A 13,868-nucleotide genomic window follows, 5' to 3' on the forward strand; every position below is an offset into this window, starting at 1 on the left:
CGGCCGGGGGCTCCGCGGCAGCTGGCACGGCAGCGGCGGTCCGCTCCGGCCGGGTGGCGGCAGGCGGCGGGGACGCCGAAGCCTGAGCGGCCGGTCCGGCCGTCTGCTCCGCCGTCTCGTTCGCGGCCGGCGCGGCCGGCGGCTCGGGGCGGCGGCCCGGCACCGGGGTGGCGGGAGCCGCCGCAGCCTCCGTTGCCGCCGTGGTGCCGGCCGGCTGGGCCGTGATCGGGGCGGGGGCCTCGGGCGCGGGCGCCGTATCGGCCCGGGTCGTCGGTGCCGCGGCCGGCTCGGTCGCTGGAGCGGCGTCGGCCGCGACCGTCGCCGGCTCCGCCGGCGGCGTCGGGCGCTGGCTGGGGATCGGGGGCTGGATCGGGGCCTTGGCGGCGGCCTCCGGCGGCTCCTCCGGCGGCGCGGCCGGGGCGGCCGGTTCCGGCGGTGTCAGCTGGGACGCCAGCGCCCCCAGGGCCTGCTCGGCGCTGGCATCGGCGGGAGAGGGGGGCGCCGGCGCGGCCGGGGCGGTCGCATCGGGGGCCAGGGTGACGAAGCCGCTGCGCGGGGTGTCGTCCTGCAACCGGGCCAGCGCCGTCTTGGCGTCGGGGTTGCCGGCATCGGCCGCGACGCGGTACCAGCCGGCGGCGGCCCGCGGATCGGGGGCGCCGACTGCGCCGGTCTCGTACAGCCGGCCCATGTTGAAGGCGCCGCGGGGGTTGCCGTTGGCGCTGGCCTGGCGGAACCATTTCAGCGCCTCGGCCGGGTCGCGGCCGATGCCGGCGCCGTTGAGATAGGCCAGGCCGAGCGCGTTCTGCGCGTCGGGATGGCCGGCCTCGGCCGCCTTGCGGAAATAGGTCGTCGCCGTCGCCGAATCCCGCGCCACGCCGAGGCCGCGCTCCAGCAGCACGCCGAGATTGTAGGCGGCGTTGGTGACGCCGTGGTCGGCGGCCTTGCGGTACCAGTGGGCGGCCCGCTCGAAGCTGCGCGGCACCTGCAGGCCGAGGGCATAGAAGGTGCCCAGATCGTGCTCGGCATCGGGCGCGCCGGCGATCGCGCGGCGGGCCAGGGTGCGCAGCTCGGCCGAGGCGTCCGCCGGCAGCGGCGCCTGCGCCGCCGGATCGTCCGAGGCGGCCGCCTGGTCGGAAGGGGGTGCCGCCGGAGCCTGAGCCGCCGGCTGATCGTCGGCGGGCGGCGTCGCAGCGGCTTCCGGTGCCGACACCGCCGGGGTCTCGGCGGTCGGTTCGGTGGCCGGCGGCGCCGCAGCGGCCTCCGCCGTCCGGACCGGGGCAGGCACGGCATCGGCGGAGGAGGGCGGTGCAGCTGGGGCGGCCGCGCTCCCGGGCACGGGCTGCGGGACCGGGGTGGCGGTGGCCTCGGGGGGCGCCACCGGCTGCGGGACAGCGGACGGCCGGACAGCGGGCGCCGGTGCTTCGGCCGGTGCGGCTGCGCGCGGCTCCGGCCGGCTCTCGGCGACCGCGGTCGTCGCGGCAGCCGGTATGACGGCGGGGGCCGGCTCGGCCGATGGCGGAACCGGGATGGCGGTCGCCGCCGCCGGCGTCTCCGTCGGGGCTGCGGGCGGCGCGGACCCCCGCTCGCGCGAGCCGAAGCCGACCAGGGCGATCCCGCCGATGCCGAGGATGGCGATCAGCGCCGCCGCGATCCACCCGACCAGCCCGCCGCGGCGCGGCGTCGTCGTCGCCGTCTCCGCCAGGCGGTCGTTGAGTGCGTCGATCTCGCCGCGGGCGCTGCGCAGTTCCTGCTGCAGCTGCAGCACGCTGTCGTTCAGCGATTTGAGCCGCGCTTCCTCCGTCGTCTCGGGCGCGTTCTGCGCCGGGAAGTGCAGGGAATCCTCAAGGGGCTGCTCGCCGCTCATACCGTGACCTGCCTCGACCGTTGCCTGACCCGCGCTGCCCGCATACGCGCCTAATCTTCTATTATGCCGGAACCGGGCCGGCAACGCGCGGTTGCGATGCGGCACCGGCTGGGCTATCTATCCCGCCCGGCCGATTGGGGCGTAGCCAAGCGGTAAGGCAGCGGGTTTTGGTCCCGCCATTCCTAGGTTCGAATCCTAGCGCCCCAGCCATTTCCCGGTATCGCGCGGGACTGCCGGGTTGGCCTCTCCGTCCCGGGACGGTATAGCTGGTCGACCCCCAGGACGATCCGGCGAGGCCGAGCATGCGAACGGCAGTGGTTATCTTCGCGGCGGCGATTGCGGCCCGCATGGCCCTGACCCCCGTCTACTATCTCACGGTCGACGCAGACGGCGACGCGACCGCGCAGACGCCCGTCCTGGCGGGCAGCCGGGAGAACTGCGAAGCGGCGCTCGCGGCCTCTTCGCCCAGCACCCGTTGCGAGGCTGTCCTGGGGATCTGGCATCTGCTGGGCGCGGCCGGCACGGCGGTCTGGTCGCTGGAGAGATCCGTCGGCGACGTCCTGCGCCCCGTGGAGGACGCGCAGGATGCCGCCATGGAAGCGGTGCAGGACGCCGTGCAGGATGCGGCGATCGATGCGGTCCAGGATGCCGTCGGCGGCGATGGCGACGGTCCGCTGGACCAGATCGCGAACTGATCCGTCGCCGCGGCCGGAGGGGGCGGCGGGAACCTGCGGGGCAGCTCCGTCGTTTCCTGGGACAGGAGGTACGGATGATGCTCGTGGCTCTCATCGCTCTCATCGGCGGTTTCGCGCTCGCCCTCATCTACGGCCTCGCCCTGTGCCGCGCCGCCCGGCAGGATGACGATCTGGAGCGGCCGAGGCAGATCTCGTATCGCTGGGTCGCCCGGCCGCCGCGCTGGACGGTGTGGGCGCCGACCCGCCAGACGGTCGCGATCCGCCTGCCGCGCCGTCGCTGATCCCTCAATCGATCGCGATCAGGTCGTCCGTCGCGCCGTCGGCCAGGCGTCGGGCGTGCAGCCGCGCCAGCGGGTCTTCCGGGTGCTCGATCGTCAGCGCTGCGAAGGGCATGGCCGCCCCGGCCCCGCCCCGGCGCAGCGCCGCGTACGCCGCGGCATAGGCCTCGGCGGGGGCGGGGCAGAGCTCGTCGGGCATCATCGCCTCGACCGGGGCGCCGATGCCGCGCAGCAGCAGCCGCCCGACCGGCCGGAACCTCCGGCCCGGGCAGGCCCTGGCCGCGGCGGCGGAGACGCAGATCGCCGTTCCCAGCGCCTTGTTGGCGTGCTCCAGCCTCGCCGCCAGGTTCACCGCCTCGCTGTAGGCGGTGTAGTCGAAATGATGCCGGCTGCCGAAATTCCCGACCACAGCGCTGCCGGTCGTGACCCCGATCCGGGTCTCGCCGAAGGGCATGCCCTCGGCCCGCCGGGCGGCGGCGAAGCCGGTGGCGAAGCGGTGGATCGCCAGGGCGCAGGCGACGGCGCGCTCGGCATGGTCGGGCTGGTCCACCGGCGCGCCGAACATCGCGTGCAGCGCGTCGCCCACCATCTTGTCGATGGTGCCGCCGGCATCCAGGACGCAGCCGCAGATGCCGTCGAAATAGGCGTTCAGCGTGGCCACCAGCCGGTCGGGCGGCACCGTCTCGCTCAGGCTGGTGAAACCGGCGATGTCGGTGAAGACGAAGGACATCTCGCGCCACTCGCCGCCCAGCCGCAGCCGCTCCGGATGCTCCGCCAGCCGGGCCACCAGGGCGGGGGCCAGATAGCGGGCGAAGGCGGCGCGGATGGTCCGGCGGTCGCGCTCGACCCGCCATTGCGCCGTCGCCGCCACGACGCCATGGGTCAGCAGCAGGCCGAGCGCCGGCAGCGTCGGGTCGAGCAGCAGCCCGGCCTGCCGATAGGCCAGGAAGGCGCCGGCGGCGATGGCTGCGGCGGCCAGCACCGCCAGGCCGCCCGAGATGATCGCCGGCAGTCTGCGCCATGATGCGACGAGGGCGAGGCCGAGCACCAGCAACAGCCCGATCTCCGCGGCCATGGCCCAGGCCGGCCGGGTGAGCTGGCGGCCGAGCAGGATCTGCTCCAGCGCTTCGGCATGGGCGGTCACGCCGGCGATGCGGTCGTGCAGCGGCGTCAGCACGGTGTCGCCGAAGCCGGCGGCGGTGACGCCGATCAGCGCGATCCGCCCGCGCAGCGCGGTCGCGAGCTCGGCATCCGGCACGGCGGGGTCGAGCACCCGCCAGGCCGGGACCCGGCGGGCCGGCGCGTCCGGCGTGAACTGCAGCCAGAACTGGCCATCGGGCGCCACCGGCAGGACCACCTCGCCGACCCGGACCGCATCCAGCCCCGATCCGTCTGCAGCGGCCCGCAGCGTCACCGTGCCGGCGCCCTGGGCGACCCGCAGCGCCTCGACCGCGAGCGACGGGATCGGGATGTCGCCGAGCAGGGCGACCGCTGGAAGCCGCCGCAGCACCTCGTCCCGCCCGGCGGCGGCGCCGATGCTGCCGTTGCCCGCCGCCGCGGCCTCGAATTCCGGCAGGCTCGGCACCGCCCCGGCGAAGCGGTCCAGCCGCTGCCGCGCCGGCCCGATCTCGGCGAAGCTGGCGGCGATGCGCGGCATCCGGCCCGGCTCCTCGGCCAGGGCGAAGGCGACGACGCTCGGGGCTCGGCCGAGCGCCGCAGCGAGGTCGCGGTCGGGATCCGGCAGCTCCTTGGTCAGCGCCGCCAGCATGGCCGGGTCGGCGCGGCCGGCCAGCAGCTCCGCGATCCGGGCCGGGGCGGTGCGGTCCGGCTCGGCGAGGATGAGGTCGAGCACGACCGCCGCGGCGCCGGCCCGGGCCAGCCGCTCGACCAGCCGGGCCAGACGGTCGCGCGGCCAGGGCCATTGTCCGACCCGGTGCAGCGACTCGTCGTCGATCGCGATCACGCGGACCGGCACGCCGGGGTCGTAGGCGGGCGGCGCCAGGCGCTGGAACAGGTCGAAGCCCTGCAGCCGCAGCGCCGCCACCGGCGTCGGATCGGCCAGGCGCAGCGCCAGCAGCCCGGCCAGGATCAGAAGCCCGGGCAGAGTCGGGCCGAAGCGGCGCCACAGGCCGTGCATGGGGATCAGGGCACTCCGGCGTCGGCGATGTCGGCGAGCACGTCGGTGTCGCAGATCACCAGCGCCCCGTCCTGCCGCCGCAGCAGCCCCTCGGCGGACCAGCGGCCGAGCTGCAGGTTGACCTTCTCCCGGCTGGCCCCGATCAGCTGGCCGAGGTCGCGCTGCGACAGGTCCAGCGGTAGCAGAACCTCGCCCCCCGCGCCACGGGCCCCGCGGGCTTCGCTCAGCGTCAGCAGCAAACGCGCCAGCCGCGACGGCAGGGTCAGGAGGGCCACGCCCTCGAGCTGGTCGCTGGTGCGCCGCAGCCGGGTCGACAGCAGCTCCAGGAGCCGGATGCAGGCCTCGGGCGAGTCCTGCAGCACCGGCAGCACCTCGCGACGCTCCAGGCTCAGCAGCCGGCAGGGGCCGAAGGCGACGGCGTCGGCGCTGCGGCCGCGTCCGTCCAGCAGCGACATCTCGCCGAAGATCTCGCCCGGCTCAAGGATGGCGAGGAGGATCTCGCGTCCCTGCGGCGAGGTCAGGCGCAACGCCACCCGGCCGGAGGCCACGATCATCAGGCTGGTGCTCTCGTCGCCGCGCAGGAAGATGGTGTCGCCGTCCTCGTGCCCGCGCTCGGTCAGCCGGGCGGCCAGGGCGTCGCGCTGGGACGAAGGGAAGGCGGCGAAGAACGGGGTCTCGGACAGAAGATGGCGCTTCTCCGCCGGCGGAACGCTGGCCACTGACTCTCTCCTGTCTCGGTTGCGCTAGGATAGGGGCTGTCTTCCATGACGGGAAGGCCCGGTTGCGCTGCGCAATGACCCAGGTAACACCGGACGGCGCCGTTCCGAACCATGATCTCTCGGAAAGGGAGATTGCGATGTCACGACTTTCACGCTCCATCGGGTTCGCCCTCGCCTGCCTGCTGCTGCCGGCGGCCGCCCTGGCCGAGGACCGTCCGCAGATCGGCCAGGTCGACCGGCTCGAGCCGGCGGCCGGCGCCTACTATCAGGGCCAGGACCGGCTGCTCGACCCGGCCTCGCCGGTGTTCCTCGACGACACGCTGTGGACCGGTCCGCAGTCGCGGCTGCAGGTCAAGCTCGACGACGGCACCGAGTTGGCGCTCGGCTCGGCGGCGCGGCTGCTGGTCGACCGCTTCGCCTATGGCGGGGCCGATGGCGGCGCCACGCTGGCGCTGCGCCGGCTGCAGGGCGCCTTCATGTTCGTCGGCGGCGGCGTCGAGCAGGCGCCCGGCCACAGCGTCACCATCGAGACCGGCGTCGCCACGCTCGGGGTGCGCGGCACCCGCTTCTTCGCCGGCCCGATCGACGGCGCCTTCGGCGTCCTGGTCCTCGACGGCGCGGTCGATGTCGCGACCGATGCCGGTTCGGTCACGCTCGGCCCCGGCGAGGGCACGGCCGTCACCAGCCGCAGGGAACCGCCGGGCGAGGTCAGGCGCTGGCCGGCCGAGAAGGTCCAGCGGGCGCTGGCGATGGTCGGCTTCCGCTGAGGGAAGCCGCGGCCCCTACAGCCCCAGGTCGCGCTTGATCTCGGCCAGGACGGCGCAGGCCTTGTTCGGGTCCTGGGCGCTGATCGAGGGCAGCGACTGGATCTTCTTCGAGATCTCGGACAGCTTGTCCTCGGGCAGCGATCCGTCGCGCACCTTGGAGCCCCAGGCGGCGACCACGGCCGCGGATTCGGCGTTCACGTCGCAGGATTCGGCGGCCGAGGCGGGCCCGGCGACGAAGGCGAGAAGGCCGGCGGTCAGGACAAGGGCGCGCATTCCACTCTCTGGTCTCAGCGCAGCCGGCAGGGCTGCAGGCGGAGAATCGCGGGCAAGCATGGCGAGATCAAGGCCAGGCCTCCTCTTCCGGTGCCCGTCCGGTTGCGCTATGAAGCGCCAATTCCCCAGGGGTGTTGGAGAACCGACCATGGCCGATCACGCGACGTTCCGGAAGGACTTTCCGGTCTCCTGGGAGGAGCTGCACCGCAACGCCCGCGCCCTGGCCTGGCGCCTGGCCGAGCTGGGTCCGTGGAAGGGCATCGTCGCCATCACCCGCGGCGGGCTGGTGCCGGCGGCGATCCTGGCGCGCGAGCTCGACGTCCGGCTGATCGACACGGTCTGCGTCTCGACCTACGACCACCAGGACATGCGCGAGTCCAAGATCCTCAAGGCGCCGGTGGAGGGCGACGGCGAGGGTTGGCTGATCGTCGACGACCTGGTCGACACCGGGCGGACCGCCCGGGTGGTGCGCGACCTGCTGCCGAAGGCGCATTTCGCCACCGTCTACGCCAAGCCGGCCGGCCGGCCGCTGGTCGACACCTTCATCACCGAGGTCAGCCAGGACACCTGGATCTTCTTCCCCTGGGACATCGAATACCGCTACGCCGAGCCGATCGCCGAGATCCGCCAGAAGCGCTGAGGCCGCCATGCCGATCCATTTCGAAGCGTCGGAGCTGGCGGAGCGCCGCCGCCGCGTCTGCACCGAGATCGCCGCCCGCGGCCTCGATGGCCTCTTGGTGTTCCGCCAGGAGTCGCTGTACTGGCTGACCGGCTACGACACCTTCGGCTACGTCTATTTCCAGTGCCTGTGGCTCGGCGCCGACGGCCGGATGGCGCTGCTGACCCGCTCGGCCGACGAGCGCCAGGCGCGCTTCACCTCGGTGATCGAGGACGTCCGGGTCTGGGTCGACCGGGCGGGCTCCGAGCCGGCGGACGACCTGCTGGCGATCCTCGACGAGCACAAGGTCCGCGGCGGCAAGGTCGGGGTCGAATGGGACGCCTACGGCCTGACCGCGGCGCTCGGCTTCCGGCTCAAGGCCAAGCTCGACGGCTATGCGCAGCACGAGGACGCCTCCGACCTCGTCTCCCGCTTTCGGCTGATCAAGAGCCCGGCCGAGCTCGCCTATGTGCGCGAGGCGGCGAAGCTGGCCGACGCCGCCTATGACGAGGCGGTGAAGCTGACCGGGCCCGGCGCCTTCGAGGGCGACATCCTGGCGGCGATGCAGGGCGCGGTCTGGCGCGGCGGCGGCGACGACCCGGCCAACGAGTTCATCATCGGCTCCGGCCCCGGCGCCTTGATGTGCCGCTACTTCACCGGCCGGCGCCACCTCTCGGCCGAGGACCAGCTGACGCTGGAATTCGCCGGCACCTACCGCCACTACCACGCCTGCCTGATGCGCACGCTGCTGGTCGGCAAGGCCTCGCCGGAGCACCGGGCGATGCATCAGGCGGCGGTCGAGGCGCTCGAGGCGGCGAAGGCGGCGCTGAAGCCCGGCCGGCCGCTCGGCGACGTGTTCGACGCCCATGCCCGGGTGGCCGACGCCGCCGGGCTGCGCCACGCCCGGCTGAACGCCTGCGGCTACTCGCTCGGCACCACATTCGCGCCGAACTGGATGGACGCGCCCGGGCTGTCGATGTTCTTCCACGGCAACCCGACTCTGGCGGCGCCCGGGATGGTGTTCTTCATCCACATCATCCTCTACGACAGCGACCGCGGCCTGGCCATGACCTCGGGCCAGACCGTGCTGGTCACCGACACCGGCTGCGAACCGCTGACCCTGGCGCCGACCGACCTCGTCGTCGCTTCGTAGGTTGGGTTCGCGTCAGCGAACCCAACAATGGCTCAGGCGGTGCGATGTTGGGTTCGCAAGGGCGAACCCAACCTACGTCGTCAGTCGTGGGTCTCTCCTGACAGCGGCGTCGCCCGCATCGACGGGCGGCGGCTGAAGGCGTCGAACCAGGTGGAGAGGCGCGGCCGGCCGGGGCGGAACGACGGCAGGTCGCGGAACTCCAGCCAGCTCAGCGCCGTGGCCAGGGCGATCCGGCCGAGATCGACCGGGCCATGCAGGTCGACCTCGCGCTCGACAAAATCATAGGCCGCGACCAGCTTCGCCGCTTGGCCCTCGGCCAAAGGCGGATAGCGCAGCGTCTCCGGCCGGCGCGCAGTCTCCCAGCGCAGGGCGATGCCGGCATCGGCCAGCCCCTGGGCCAGGGCCTGCAGCCGCAGGGTCAGGGCCCGCGCCCGGCCGGCAGGCGGGATCAGCCTCGGCCCGTCATGCAGCTGGTCCAGGTGGTCGCAGATCGCGACGCTGTCGAACAGCGCCAGCCCGTCCTCGCAGATCAGCACCGGCACCTTGCCCAGCGGGTTGGCGGCGAACACCGCCTCGTTGCGCCGGGTCGGGCTGGTCTCGTGATGGATCACCTCGATCCGGCCGGCCAGCCCGGCCTCGTGCGCCATCACCAGCACCTTGCGGGCATAAGGGGAATGGGTCTGGTACAAGAGCTTCATGGTCTGTTCCGGCTTGGATAGGGTCTCATGACCCTATCCGCCGGCTCGCGGGAGGTGCGCGCGATGATTGTGGTCACGCGCAAGTTTTTTGCGCGAAGGACTACCCGATCCGCCCGACCTTCATCCTTGGATCCAGCAGGTCGCGCAGCCCGTCGCCGATCAGGTTGAGGCCCAGCACGGCGACGGCGATGGCCAGGCCCGGGAACACCGCCTGCAGCGGCGCCTGGGCCAGCAGGGTCTGGGCGTCCAGCAGCATCTTGCCCCAGCTCGCCTGCGGCGGCTGGGTGCCAAGGCCGAGATAGCCCAGCGCCGCCTCGGCCAGGATGGCGATGGCGAACTGGACCGTGGCCTGCACGATCAGGGCGTTGGCCATGTTCGGCAGCACGTGGCGCAGCGCGATGTCCAGCCGCGACCGGCCCAGCGACTGGGCGGCGCGGACGAAGTCGCGGCCATAGACCACCAGGGCGGCGCCGCGCGCCACCCGGGCGAAGACGGCGATGTTGAAGATGCCGATCGCCAGGATGGCGTTGACCGCGCCGGGGCCCATGAGGGCGGTGATCAGGATGGCGCTGAGGATCGCCGGGAAGGCGAAGGTCAGGTCGACGGCGCGGCCCAGGACCTCGTCGGTCCAGCCGCGACGGGCCGCCGCCCACAGGCCCAGCGGCACGCCGATGACCAGGCCGATCACGACCGCGACCACCCCGACCGCGACCGAGGTGCGGGCGCCGACCATGATGCGCGACAGCGTGTCCCGCCCCAGCTGGTCGGTGCCCAGCCAATGCAGCGCGCCCGGCGCCTGCAGCTTCTGGGGGATCGAAATGGCGTTCGGCGGAAAGGGCGTCCAGGCCAGGCTGACCAGCGCCATGCCGATGAAGACGACACAGAGCGCGAGGCCGAGGGCGAAGCCGCGATGGGCGAGCAGCCGGATCATCGTCACCCCGCCTGCTTCGGCCGCGGGTCGATCACGGCGTAGATCACGTCGACCAGGAAATTGACCGTGACGACGATGGCGGCCAGCAGCACCACCACGTCCTTGACCACGATCAGGTCGCGCTGGGCGATCGCCTGGAAGGCCAGGCGGCCCAGGCCGGGCAGGGTGAACACGTTCTCCACCACCACCGCCCCCGCCATCAGGAAGCCGAACTGCAGCCCGACGATGGTGGCGACCGGGATCAGGGCGTTGCGCAGCACGTGGCGGCGCAGCACCGCGCCCTTCGACAGCCCCTTGGCCCGGGCGGTGCGGACATAGTCCTCGCGCATCGTCTCCAGCATCGCGGAGCGGACGATGCGGGCCAGGATCGCCGCCTCGGTCAGGGCCAGGGCCGCGGCCGGCAGAACCAGCGCCTGCAGGGCCGGGCCCCAGCCGGCGGACCAGCCGGGAAAGCCGCCGGCGCCGAACCAGCCGAGCTGCAGCGCGAACAGCCAGATCAGCATGATGCCGACCCAGAAGCTGGGCACGGCGAGGCCGAGCTGGCTGAACCCCATCACCCCCCAGTCGCCGAACCGGTTGTGCTTCACCGCCGCCAGCATGCCGAGCGGGATGGCCAGCGCGGTCGACAGCAGCAGGGCGAACAGCGCCAGCGGCGCGGTCACCGCCAGCCGGTCGCCGATCAGCTTCGCCACCGGCATCTTGTAGGTGTAGCTGGTGCCGAAATCGCCGGTCAGGGCGCCGCCGACCCAGTCGAGGTAGCGGACCGGCGCCGGCCGGTCGAGGCCCATCTGCGTGCGCAGCGCCGCCAGCGTGTCCTCGCGCGCCTCGGTGCCCAGCATCAGGAGCGCCGGGTCGCCGGGCAGCACCTCGAGCACGGTGAACACCACGACCGAGGCGGCGAACAGCGTGAACAGCAGCGTCAGCACCCGCCGCCCCAGAAAGCCGAGCATCGGTCAGAGACGGACGTAGGTTGGGTTCGCCAATGGCGAACCCAACACCGTGAGGCCGTGACAATGTTGGGTTCGCGGACCGCGAACCCAACCTACGAGGGAATAGGCCCCCCTCATTCCGCCCAATGGGCCTTGGTCATGTCGTTGGCGGCGATCGGGCTGTTCTTCCACATTCCCAGCAGCTTGGCGTTGCGCACCCCGGTCTTGGCCAGCTGGAACAGGAACACCGCGGCCTCGTCGTCGGACAGGATCGCTTGAGCCTGCTGGTACAGCGCCTTCCGCTGTTCCGGATCGACCGTGCCGTTCAGCTGCTGGATCACCTGGTCGAAGGCCGGGTTGTCGTAGCCGAAATAGTACTTGTCCTTGCCGCGGGCGTAGATGTCGATGTCCAGCGCCTCGGTGTGCGCGACGATGGTCATGTCGTAGTCGAAGCCCTTGAACACCTGCTCCAGCCACTGCGCCCATTCCACCGGCACCAGCTCGACCTGGACGCCGATCTCGGCCAGCTGCGCCTGGATGATCTCGCCGCCGCGGCGGGCATAGCCGGGCGGCGGCAGCTTCAGGGTCGCCTTGAAGCCGTCCGGATAGCCGGCCTCGACGAGCAGCGCCTTGGCCTTGGCCGGATCGTAGGGGTAGGCGCCGGTCAGGTCCTTGTAGGCCGGGTCGTAGGGCGCGAAATGGCTGCCGATCGGGGTGCCGTAGCCGAACATGGCGCCGTCGACCAGCGCCTGGCGGTCGATCGCCATGGCCAGCGCCCGCCGCACCTTGACGTCGCCGAACGGCTTGCGGCGCTGGTTCACCGCCATCACGGTCTCGCCGGCGGTGGTGCCGATCTCGACCGCGAAGCGCGGATCGGCCTTGAACTGGTCCAGCGTCTCCGGCGCCGGCATGTTCGGGAAGGCGTCGATGTCGCCCGACATCACCGCGGCCGAGGCCGCCGCAGGGTCGGCGACGAAGCGGAAGACCAGCCGGTTCAGCTTCGGCTTCTCGCCGGCATAGGCGTCGGTGCGCTCGAGCGTGACATGGTCGCCCGGCGCCCATTCGACGAATTTGAACGGACCGGTGCCGATCGGGTGGGTGCCGTTGTCGGCGGCGGAGTTCGGCGCCACGATCAGCGCCGCCGCCTGGCCGAGATGGAACAGGAACAGCCCGTCCGGATGCGACAGGGTGATCACGACCTGGTCCGCGGCCGGGGTGTCGACCGACTGGATCGGCTCGAAGAAGACCTTCTGCGGGTTGGTCGAATCGGCGGCGCGGGCGCGGTCCAGCGAGAACTTCACCGCCTCGCTGTCGAACTTGGTGCCGTCGTGGAAGGTGGTGCCGCGGCGCAGGGTGAAGGTGTAGGTCAGCCCGTCGTCCGACACGGTCCATTCCGTGGCGAGGCCCGGCTGCACCTGGCCGTTCTCGTCGATCCGGGTCAGCCCCTCGAAGACATTGGCGTAGACCACCTCGGCGATGGCCGCGGCGGCGCCGCCGGTCGGGTCCAGATTCGGCGGCTCCAGCACCATGCCGATCACGGCCTGGTCCTTGGCGGCCAGTGCCGGCGTCGCGATCAGCCCGGCCGCCAGCACGGCGGCGGCGAGCATGCCCCTCATCCCCATCGTCGTCTCCCTGTGCCGGTGAGACCGAATCCCCCGGCCCTTCGCGTTCGCCGCGGATGATGGCAGCGCCGCCGGGGCGGGTTCAAGGCTTGCCGTATTTCTCCCGCCAGGCGGTGTGCGGCCCCAGCGTTTCGGCGTGCCAGACGCCGCAGGCGATGGCGCGGGCGACGCAGTCGGCGGCGATGGCGCCGATCCGGGCCAGCGCCACGGACCGCGGCTCCGGCAGCTTCACGGCGCCGGTGGCCAGGGCGAAGATCGTGTCGCCATCCATCGGCGTGTGCACCGGGCGGATGGCGCGGGCCAGCCCGTCCTGCGCCATGATCGCCAGCCGCTGCGCCTCGGCCTTGGTCAGCGCGGCGTCGACCGCGACGATGCCGATCGTGGTGTTGCCGCCGGGTTCCGGCTGGGGCGAAGCGGGGTGGCGGAACAGCACCGGCTCCGGCTCTGCCGGCCCGGTCGGGCGGTGCGGGCCGCCGAACTCGCGCTCTTGCTCCCAGGGCCAAGCCCAGAAGGTGCCGTCCGGCATGGTCACGGCGCCGACCGGGTTGGCCGCCACCAGCGCGCCGATGGTGACGCCGGTCTCGGGATCGAAGGCCGAGGCGGTGCCCAGCCCGCCCTTGCAGGTCGCGGTCTTGGCCCCGGTGCCGGCGCCGGCATTGCCCTGGCGCACCTCTGTGCCGGCGGCGTCGCAGGCGGCCAGGGCCAAAGCGCGGTAGGGCGGGGTGTCGCCCCAGCCCTTGTCGCCGCCATTGGTCAGGTCGAACAGGATCGCGGCCGGCACGATCGGCACCCGGACGCTGCCCACGGGATGGCCACGGCCGTGCGCGGCAAGCCAGGCGACGACGCCCGACGCCGCCTCCAGCCCGTGCACCGAGCCGCCGGACAGCACCACCGCATCGATCGCCTCGACCAGGCAGGTCGGGTCCAGCGCGTCGGTGTCGCGCGTGCCGGGGGCGCCGCCGCGGACATCCACGGCAGCGGCGCAGCGCATCTCCGGCAGCAGCACGGTGACGCCGCTGCGCACGGCCAGGTCTTCAGCCTGGCCGACCAGAATGCCGGCGATGTCGGTGATGGAATTGCGCGGGCCCGGGCGGATGGTCATGACGGTCTCTTCGGCGGCGTCATGGCCAGCAGACAGGACGCG

At 72.9% G+C, this 13,868-nt stretch carries 14 protein-coding genes and 1 tRNA gene; 6 read left to right on the plus strand and 9 right to left on the minus strand.

The annotated features are described in order from the left end of the window. The coding region (locus tag ACFW16_RS26550; protein WP_380310770.1) for a tetratricopeptide repeat protein at positions 1-1,864 on the minus strand (1,864 nt) is incomplete at its 3' end. A gap of 135 nt (positions 1,865-1,999) precedes the next feature. On the opposite strand from ACFW16_RS26550, the gene ACFW16_RS26555 reads away from it, so the two are divergent. The 3 genes from ACFW16_RS26555 (at position 2,000) to ACFW16_RS26565 (ending at position 2,840) form a co-directional block, all read left to right on the plus strand. After that, a tRNA-Gln gene (locus tag ACFW16_RS26555) sits at positions 2,000-2,074 on the plus strand. 92 nt (positions 2,075-2,166) lie between these two features. Then, positions 2,167-2,559, plus strand: coding sequence for a hypothetical protein (locus tag ACFW16_RS26560; RefSeq protein WP_380310772.1), 393 nt, complete (start codon positions 2,167-2,169; stop codon positions 2,557-2,559). A gap of 74 nt (positions 2,560-2,633) precedes the next feature. Further along, positions 2,634-2,840 carry a hypothetical protein gene (locus tag ACFW16_RS26565; protein ID WP_380310773.1) on the plus strand — a complete coding sequence of 69 codons (207 nt, stop codon included), beginning with the start codon at positions 2,634-2,636 and terminating at the stop codon, positions 2,838-2,840. Between the two features lie 4 nt (positions 2,841-2,844). Here the strand turns inward: ACFW16_RS26565 and ACFW16_RS26570 are convergent, their stop codons facing one another. Continuing rightward, positions 2,845-4,974, minus strand: coding sequence for a CHASE2 domain-containing protein (locus ACFW16_RS26570; protein ID WP_380310775.1), 2,130 nt, complete (start codon positions 4,972-4,974; stop codon positions 2,845-2,847). A gap of 5 nt (positions 4,975-4,979) precedes the next feature. Then, positions 4,980-5,693: a Crp/Fnr family transcriptional regulator gene (locus ACFW16_RS26575; RefSeq protein ID WP_380310777.1), complete on the minus strand. Its 714-nt coding sequence runs from the start codon at positions 5,691-5,693 to the stop codon at positions 4,980-4,982. 137 nt (positions 5,694-5,830) lie between these two features. On the opposite strand from ACFW16_RS26575, the gene ACFW16_RS26580 reads away from it, so the two are divergent. Continuing rightward, entirely contained in the window at positions 5,831-6,460 is a 630-nt protein-coding gene (locus ACFW16_RS26580) for a FecR domain-containing protein (protein ID WP_380310779.1), read from the plus strand. A gap of 15 nt (positions 6,461-6,475) precedes the next feature. Here ACFW16_RS26580 and ACFW16_RS26585 read toward each other — a convergent pair whose 3' ends face one another. Next, positions 6,476-6,733, minus strand: coding sequence for a hypothetical protein (locus tag ACFW16_RS26585; RefSeq protein ID WP_380310781.1), 258 nt, complete (start codon positions 6,731-6,733; stop codon positions 6,476-6,478). A 148-nt stretch (positions 6,734-6,881) separates the two neighbouring features. Between ACFW16_RS26585 and gpt the strand changes: the two genes are divergently transcribed. Together gpt and ACFW16_RS26595 are read left to right on the plus strand one after the other, a co-directional pair. Next, positions 6,882-7,373, plus strand: a complete 492-nt coding sequence (gene gpt, locus ACFW16_RS26590; protein WP_380310783.1) for a xanthine phosphoribosyltransferase — start codon at positions 6,882-6,884, stop codon at positions 7,371-7,373. A gap of 7 nt (positions 7,374-7,380) precedes the next feature. Then, on the plus strand, positions 7,381-8,544 hold the full coding sequence (locus tag ACFW16_RS26595) for a M24 family metallopeptidase (protein ID WP_380310785.1): 1,164 nt from the start codon (positions 7,381-7,383) through the stop codon (positions 8,542-8,544). 80 nt (positions 8,545-8,624) lie between these two features. On the opposite strand, the gene ACFW16_RS26600 is transcribed toward ACFW16_RS26595, so the two are convergent. From ACFW16_RS26600 to ACFW16_RS26620, 5 genes are all read right to left on the minus strand, one after another. After that, positions 8,625-9,242 (minus strand): glutathione S-transferase family protein, encoded by a 618-nt coding sequence (locus ACFW16_RS26600; protein WP_380310787.1) that lies wholly within the window; start codon positions 9,240-9,242, stop codon positions 8,625-8,627. Between the two features lie 100 nt (positions 9,243-9,342). Further along, entirely contained in the window at positions 9,343-10,173 is an 831-nt protein-coding gene (locus tag ACFW16_RS26605; protein WP_380310789.1) for an ABC transporter permease, read from the minus strand. Positions 10,174-10,175: 2 nt separating this feature from the next. Continuing rightward, positions 10,176-11,123, minus strand: a complete 948-nt coding sequence (locus ACFW16_RS26610) for an ABC transporter permease (RefSeq protein ID WP_380310792.1) — start codon at positions 11,121-11,123, stop codon at positions 10,176-10,178. 113 nt (positions 11,124-11,236) lie between these two features. Next, on the minus strand, positions 11,237-12,709 hold the full coding sequence (locus ACFW16_RS26615) for an ABC transporter substrate-binding protein (RefSeq protein WP_380310794.1): 1,473 nt from the start codon (positions 12,707-12,709) through the stop codon (positions 11,237-11,239). A 97-nt stretch (positions 12,710-12,806) separates the two neighbouring features. Beyond that, the gene (locus ACFW16_RS26620) at positions 12,807-13,826 is read right to left on the minus strand and encodes a P1 family peptidase (RefSeq protein ID WP_380310796.1); all 1,020 of its coding nucleotides are present in this window, start codon (positions 13,824-13,826) and stop codon (positions 12,807-12,809) included. Positions 13,827-13,868: the final 42 nt, after the last annotated feature.

Origin of the sequence: Inquilinus sp. NPDC058860 (assembly GCF_042743185.1) — a bacterium.
Taxonomy (GTDB): Bacteria; Pseudomonadota; Alphaproteobacteria; order DSM-16000; family Inquilinaceae; genus Inquilinus.